The organism is Methylobacter sp. (assembly GCF_023227905.1).
Lineage (GTDB): Bacteria > Pseudomonadota > Gammaproteobacteria > Methylococcales > Methylomonadaceae > Methylobacter_A.
Genome location: NZ_JALOCF010000040.1, coordinates 34,791 through 41,951 on the forward strand (window position 1 = coordinate 34,791; position 7,161 = coordinate 41,951).

The following is a 7,161-nucleotide window of genomic DNA, read 5'->3' on the forward strand; positions in this document are numbered from 1 at the left end:
TTTGATCCAAGTCTATCAGGTTTTTAGCCTAAAAAACGCCAAGGTGCTAAATGGTTGTCTCTGCTCTGTTATTTCTAGCCGGACTGATGCTGGTTCAACAGTTGACGGTATTGCCGGATATTCAATGGTTGGTAGTTGGCGGTGTAGCAGCCTGCATTATTGCATGGCTGCGCTATTGGCGGTGTCTGTTTTTTATGGTCGGCGTACTCTGGGCGATAGCATTTGCAATGCACCGATTGTCCGAACGTTTGCCTGAACAATTGGAGGGTTCAGAGATTCAGGTGATCGGCACCATAGCCGGTTTGCCGGAACAGGATGAAAAACGCGCCCGCTTCGACTTTATCACCAGGGATGGTGTGTATGCCGCAAACCCGTCGGGAACGGGTGCGGCGATCACCAGGGATGGTGTGTATGTCAAAAGCCAGTCGGGAACTGGCCCGGCGACCGTCGCCGAATCTGAATGGCAATTACCCTCTAAACTGAGATTGAGCTGGTATTACCCTGATCAGCCGATCAAGGCAGGGCAACAGTGGCTTTTTACCGTTAAGCTGAAGCGTGTCCACGGCACGATGAACTCCGGCGGCTTTGATTATGAGCGTTGGCTGTTTACCGAAGGCGTAGGCGCGACGGGCTATGTGCGGCCAAGTCCAAAACCGGTTTTGCTGGGGCGCGATTCGGCCTGGAGCAGTATTTCCGTTTGGCGGCAAACTATCACCGATCAGCTTTCAAGCGCTCTGGGAAATAGCGAAAGTCTGGCGTTGATAAAGGCGCTGACGATCGGTGACGGCAGCAGCATCACGCAACAACAATGGGAAGTTTTCCGTAAAACCGGCACGACTCATCTGGTGGTGATTTCCGGTTCGCATATCGGTCTTATTGCCGGGTTAATTTATTTTCTGGTGCTTAGATTGTGGGTGTGGTCGGGCTATTTAGCCTGGTCGCCGCAAAAGGTCGCGGCGTTTTCGGCTGTGCTGGCGGGGATTTTTTATTCCGGGCTGGCCGGATTTTCGGTGCCAACCCAGCGTTCCGTAATCATGTTATCTGTTGCGATGGCGGCCATTATCCTGCAACGCAACAGCCGCCCTTTTAATGTATTGTTCATTGCGATGTTCGCCGTGTTGGTTATCGATCCGTTAGCCGTTTTATCGGCAGGCTTCTGGTTGTCATTTGTTGCCGTGGGCGTGATTATTTATACAGTGTCCGGGCGCTTGGGCATGCTGGGGCATGTGTGGGGAGGAATAAAAATAAACTGGGTTACTTCAGTAGGTTTATCGCCGCTGCTATTGCTGTTTTTTCAGCAGGTTTCATTGATTGCGCCATTGGCTAATTTGATCGCCGTGCCGGTCATTAGTTTGCTGGTTGTGCCGTTCTCGCTGCTGGCAGTCATTGTTCTGTTTATCCTGCCGGAGGCGGCGAACAAACTGTTCTATTGGGTCGATCAGATATTGCAATGTCTATGGTGGTTGTTAGTTCAGTTGGCGGAGCTTCCGGTGGCGTCGATAAATCACGCGCTGCCATCGCATTGGGCATTGCTTTTTGTTGTACCGGGCATTTTATGGCTGTTTGCGCCGGTCGGCATTCCGGCTCGATGGTTGAGTCTGGTGATGTTTTTGCCGCTGGTGTTTACCGATGCAAAACAGCCTGAAACGGGTGATATCAACATGACCTTGCTGGATGTCGGGCAGGGCTTGTCGGCTGTCGTGCAAACGACTCATCATCTACTGGTTTACGATACCGGCGCTAAATTTTCCGAGCAAAGCGATATGGGACAGAGTGTGTTGCTGCCGTTTTTGCGTTCACAAGGTATGGATAAGGTCGATAGCCTAATTATCAGCCATGGCGACAACGATCACATCGGCGGCGCTGTGTCGCTAATACGCGGCATTGATACCCGGCAGGTGTTGACCAGCGTACCGCAACAGCTGAGCGAGTATGCGCCAATCGAATGCGCAGCCGGACAATCGTGGCTGTGGGACGAGGTCAAGTTTACCATGCTGGCTCCGCAGCAGGCGTTTGTGTCAGAGAACGACAATTCCTGTGTGCTGAAAATCCAGTCCAAACACGGCACGGTATTGTTGGCCGGGGACATAGAGGCTGCGGCGGAGTCCTGGCTGGTTAAGGCCTACGGCGAAGCAATAAAAGCCGACGTGCTGGTCGCGCCTCATCACGGCAGCAAAACTTCATCAACAGTTGAGTTTTTGCAGGCCGTACAGCCCGACTACGTGTTGATTTCGGCGGGTTACCGGAATCAATTCGGCCATCCGCATAGAGATGTTTTGGCGCACTATCGGCAAGTCAATGCCAAATGGCTGAATAGCGCCGACAGCGGGGCTATTGTTGTTAATGTTAGAAATAATGCCTGGGTAGTGCAGGGGATGCGTGAAACGGAAAGCAAATATTGGAATGTTAAGTGATAATTTCCTAGGGGTTTACTCTGTTATTAAATAGGACTAGAATAGTCCTTAATTATTGGGAGTAAGGTATGTTAAGGCTGAGTAAGTTAACTGATTATGCGACGGTCATTCTAAGTTTTATGGCCAAAGAAAAAACGCAGATGCATGCGGCCATGGAAATATCGACAGTGACCGGAATTGCTCTGCCGACAGTCAGTAAAATTCTTAAGCTGCTGGTTAATTCCGGCGTGTTGGTTTCTACACGCGGCGCCAAAGGCGGTTATGTTTTAGCCAGAATGCCCGAAGAAATCAGCATTGCAACAGTTATCAGTGCGTTGGAAGGACCGATTGCCCTCACCGAATGCAGTATTTCCCATCAAGGCTGCGAGCAGGCTTCGGGCTGTGATATTTTGGGGAACTGGAGCCTGATTAACCAGACCATTCATAACGCATTAGAATCAGTAACTTTGGCCGACTTAATCAGGCCGGTTGTTGTGCCGGAAGAAGTGTTCATTCCGGTCTCCAGTTTATATAGGTAGAAAATTTTATGTCAGCAAGTGAACAAGAAATCAAGAATCTGATCGGTAAGGAATACAAGCAGGGCTTTGTGACCGTATTGGAAACCGACACCTTTCTTCCTGGATTGGATGAGGAGGTTATTCACAGGTTGTCGAAAGTCAAAAATGAGCCTGAGTTTATGCTGGAATATCGGCTGAAAGCGTTTCGTCATTGGCAGACCATGAAGTCTCCTGAATGGGCGTTCGTCAAGTTCGATCCTATCGACTATCAATCGATCAGCTACTATTCGGCGCCTAAACGCAAGGAAGACGGTCCCAAAAGCCTGGACGAGATTGATCCCCAAGTATTGGAAGCCTACAAAAAGTTAGGCATTCCGCTGGATGAGCAGGAGCGCCTGGCCGGTGTTGCGGTCGATGCGGTTTTTGATAGCGTGTCGGTGGCGACCACGTTTAAAGGCAAGCTGAAAGAAGCTGGGGTTATTTTCTGCCCGATTTCGGAAGCGTTACGCGATCATCCCGAGCTGATCAAACAATATTTGGGCTCGGTCGTGCCCCATACCGATAACTTCTTTGCCGCGTTAAATGCAGCCGTGTTTACCGATGGGTCGTTTGTTTATATCCCTAAAGGCGTGCGTTGCCCGATGGAACTGTCGACATATTTCAGGATCAACGCGGCCAACACCGGCCAGTTTGAACGAACATTGATTATTGCCGATGAAGGCAGTCATGTCAGTTATCTGGAAGGCTGCACTGCCCCGATGCGTGATGAAAACCAACTGCATGCGGCGGTGGTTGAATTGATTGCGATGAAAGATGCGACCATCAAATACTCGACCGTGCAAAACTGGTATCCCGGCGATAAAGAGGGCAAAGGCGGCATCTATAACTTTGTGACCAAACGCGCCGATTGCCGCGGTGAAAATTCCAAAGTGTCGTGGACGCAGGTGGAAACCGGTTCGGCGATTACCTGGAAATATCCCAGCTGCATCCTGACCGGCGACAACTCCACCGGCGAGTTTTATTCTGTGGCGCTGACCAATAATTATCAGCAGGCCGATACCGGCACCAAGATGATTCATATCGGCAAAAACACCAGTAGCACCATTGTTTCTAAAGGTATTTCGGCAGGTCGTGCGCAGAATACTTACCGCGGTTTGGTTAAAGTGTTAAAAAGCGCAGAAAACGCCCGTAACTATACCCAATGCGATTCGCTGTTGATCGGCGATAAATGCGGCGCGCATACCTTTCCGTATGTGGAAGTCAAACAACCGTCGGCTCAGGTTGAGCATGAAGCGACGACCTCCAAGATCAGTGAAGACCAGCTGTTCTTTTGCCAGCAACGCGGATTGTCGGCCGAAGACGCCGTGTCGATGATTGTTAACGGTTTTTGTAAGGAAGTGTTCAGGGAATTGCCGATGGAGTTTGCGGTTGAGGCACAGGCGTTATTGGGGCTTAGTCTGGAAGGTTCGGTAGGTTAGTGGGCAAGTACGACAAGATCTTGCAGAAAATCATTCATGGACGTTCCGATGCCAATGTATTATTTTCTGAATTGAGGCAATTACTATTACGTTTAGATTTTCAGGAGCGAGTTCGTGGTGACCATCATATTTTTAGTAAAGATGGAATTGCCGAGATTTTGAACATACAACCAATTGGCTCAATGGCAAAAGCATATCAGGTTAAACAAATCCGACACATTATTGTTCGCTATCGTTTGGGGTTAGATGATGACTAAATATGAAATGATTATTTACTGGAGCGAAGAGGATCAGTCTTATATCGCCGAAGTGCCGGAATTAGCAGGTTGTATGGCCGATGGAAGTAGTTATCAAGAAGCGGTTAGTAATGCTGAACGGGTTATTACTGAATGGATAGAGACAGCGGTAGAGCTTGGTCGGTTTGTTCCTGAGCCTAAAGGGCGATTGTTATATGCCTAAGCTACATAGGTTAAGTCATTGGGGAGCAATACAATGGAATTAAAAAGACAATATATTGTTGATGAAGATAATCATAAAGTCGCGGTGCAGCTTGATATTGATACTTTCGAAAAAATTGAAGATGTTCTGGAGAATTACGCGTTAGTTCAGCTTATTAATGCGGATGAAAGTGAAACGCTGAGTGCTGAAGAAGCAAAGAAATACTACGCGACTCTGGATAAGGCTTGATGAAAGTCGAGTACAGTAAAAAATTCTTAAAACAATTGGCAACGGTTCCCAGTGATATTCGGTCAAAGATTGAAAGTTTTGTATTTGAAGAATTAGTTTTAGCTTCATCCATTTATGAAATGGGGAAAGTTGAAAAAATGAAAGGCAATGATGGTTTTTATAAAGTCAGGTTTGGTAATTACCGTCTGGGTTTAGTGATTGAAAATGAAATAGTTGCTGTAAAGACAGTTATGCATAGAAGAGAAATATATAAATTCTTTCCTTGATTTTATAAGGCCGTTCATGGGCATTTCGAATGAAACAAGCAGCCTTGTAGCGTTGTAGGTTGGGCTGACGCAGAAAGCCCAACAATTTGCTACGACGAAAACGCCAGTCTCAATTATTAGATAAGCTCAGTTGCTTTAGTCTTTTTGAAGTTGAATCAATGGTGGTATGTGAAATGAAAATTAAAGCCAAGGTTGATTGTAACGATGAAGAATATGTCACGGATGAAATTGATATTTCGCCTATAACACAAGAGCAAATAAATGCTTATTGTACCGGTGAATATCTCGATATTTTTCAGAACAAGCATCGCGTTCCTGATGTATGGCGGTATGTCGTAGACATCAGTCATGCAGATATAGAGGTTATATCGGTTGATAAAACGGTTCAATTATCGGATTTTAATGACCGTCCTGCAGCCGATGCGGTAGGTACAAAAATTATTTTGCTTATTCTGGAGTCGCCTCATAAAAGCGAATATAAGCATGACAAGAAAAGCTTTACACTGAAACCCAAGGCGCCGGCTCAAGGTTATACGGGGCGTAATATAGAAGGTTTTATCAGCGATATTTTGAAAAAAATATCCGATTTACCAATAGGTAGTTATAACTTGATTATATCCAACCCTATTCCTTATCTGTGCTCTTTAGGTATTTTCATTGATAAATTAAATACTAAAGTTCGTGATAATGTGTGGAATGCGATTTGGAATATTATCAATGGAAAAGGCGAATATGTTATTCGGGAAGAGTTTATTGCTCGCTGTAAACACTACCAGCCCGAATATATTATTAATTGCTGTACAGCAAATTTAAAAATGAATGTTACGAATTGTCTGCTTACTCATGGGTTTAATAATAATTTATATGCAGCGCATCATCCTTCTGCATGGAAATATCAAACCAGGGAACAACTTAATATTCTAAAAGTTAAAGAAATAGACTAACACACTGCCTTTATAAAACGAGCAGCAAGCTGGTTAAGTAACGTTAAAAACAATTGGAACTCTCATGCTTAGTATTAAAGATTTAACCGTCAATGTGAATGACAAACAAATTCTCAAAGGTATTAACCTTGAAATCAAGGCGGGTGAAATTCACGCCATCATGGGGCCCAACGGTTCCGGTAAAAGCACGTTGTCGCATGTGTTGTCAGGTAAGAGCGGTTACACCGTGACCGGAGGAACGGCGACTTATCAAGGCAAAGATTTGTTGGAAATGGCGCCTGAAATCAGGGCGCGCGAAGGCGTGTTTTTGGCGTTCCAATATCCGGTCGAAATTCCCGGTGTCAGCAATGTCTATTTGCTGAAAGCGGCGCTGAACTCTATACGCAAACATCATGGACAGCCTGAAGTCGATGCAATGGATTTTTTAACACTGGTTAAAGAAAAAGTGCGCTTGCTGGAAATGGATGAGAAGTTTCTTTACCGTGCGGTCAATGAAGGCTTTTCCGGCGGCGAAAAGAAACGTAATGAAATCCTGCAAATGGCTATTTTGGAACCCAAGTTGTGCATTATGGATGAAACCGATTCCGGCTTGGATATCGACGCGTTAAAAATCGTCGCGGAAGGCGTAAACTCCTTGCGTTCACCGGAACGCTCGTTTGTGATGGTGACGCATTACCAGCGCTTGCTGGACTATATCAAGCCGGATTTTGTCCACGTGTTGGCGCATGGTCAAATTGTTAAATCCGGTGGCCCCGAGCTGGCATTGGAGCTGGAAGAAAAAGGCTACAGTTGGGTCGAAGACGATCAGGCGGCGGCATAAATGAATACGGCAACAGCAAGCCGTTATACGGCTGAATACCAAACCATAGCTTCTG

At 46.4% G+C, this 7,161-nt stretch carries 9 protein-coding genes; all 9 read left to right on the forward strand.

Annotated features, from left to right (window positions below):
• The first annotated feature begins 50 nt into the window (after positions 1 to 50).
• The 9 genes from M0R47_RS15210 to sufC all read left to right on the forward strand — a co-directional run bounded on the left by M0R47_RS15210 (position 51) and on the right by sufC (position 7,106).
• Positions 51 to 2,414 (forward strand): DNA internalization-related competence protein ComEC/Rec2, encoded by a 2,364-nt coding sequence (locus tag M0R47_RS15210; RefSeq protein ID WP_292556334.1) that lies wholly within the window; start codon positions 51 to 53, stop codon positions 2,412 to 2,414.
• Between the two features lie 68 nt (positions 2,415 to 2,482).
• A complete protein-coding gene (locus M0R47_RS15215) occupies positions 2,483 to 2,932 on the forward strand; it encodes an SUF system Fe-S cluster assembly regulator (protein WP_292556335.1) in 450 nt (149 codons plus the stop codon).
• Positions 2,933 to 2,940: 8 nt separating this feature from the next.
• Positions 2,941 to 4,389 carry a Fe-S cluster assembly protein SufB gene (sufB, locus tag M0R47_RS15220; protein WP_292556337.1) on the forward strand — a complete coding sequence of 483 codons (1,449 nt, stop codon included), beginning with the start codon at positions 2,941 to 2,943 and terminating at the stop codon, positions 4,387 to 4,389.
• 20 nt (positions 4,390 to 4,409) lie between these two features.
• Complete coding sequence (locus tag M0R47_RS15225; RefSeq protein WP_292556339.1) at positions 4,410 to 4,646, forward strand: type II toxin-antitoxin system HicA family toxin; 237 nt, start codon at positions 4,410 to 4,412, stop codon at positions 4,644 to 4,646.
• The gene (locus M0R47_RS15230) at positions 4,639 to 4,848 is read left to right on the forward strand and encodes a type II toxin-antitoxin system HicB family antitoxin (protein ID WP_292556341.1); all 210 of its coding nucleotides are present in this window, start codon (positions 4,639 to 4,641) and stop codon (positions 4,846 to 4,848) included. Before M0R47_RS15225 ends, M0R47_RS15230 begins: the two co-directional genes overlap by 8 nt.
• A 33-nt stretch (positions 4,849 to 4,881) precedes the next feature.
• A complete protein-coding gene (locus M0R47_RS15235) occupies positions 4,882 to 5,076 on the forward strand; it encodes a hypothetical protein (RefSeq protein ID WP_292556343.1) in 195 nt (64 codons plus the stop codon).
• Positions 5,076 to 5,342 (forward strand): type II toxin-antitoxin system RelE/ParE family toxin, encoded by a 267-nt coding sequence (locus M0R47_RS15240; protein WP_292556345.1) that lies wholly within the window; start codon positions 5,076 to 5,078, stop codon positions 5,340 to 5,342. Before M0R47_RS15235 ends, M0R47_RS15240 begins: the two co-directional genes overlap by 1 nt.
• 173 nt (positions 5,343 to 5,515) lie before the next feature.
• On the forward strand, positions 5,516 to 6,286 hold the full coding sequence (locus M0R47_RS15245) for a hypothetical protein (protein ID WP_292556346.1): 771 nt from the start codon (positions 5,516 to 5,518) through the stop codon (positions 6,284 to 6,286).
• Positions 6,287 to 6,350: 64 nt separating this feature from the next.
• Positions 6,351 to 7,106 (forward strand): Fe-S cluster assembly ATPase SufC, encoded by a 756-nt coding sequence (sufC, locus tag M0R47_RS15250; protein WP_292556348.1) that lies wholly within the window; start codon positions 6,351 to 6,353, stop codon positions 7,104 to 7,106.
• The last annotated feature ends 55 nt before the right edge of the window (positions 7,107 to 7,161 follow it).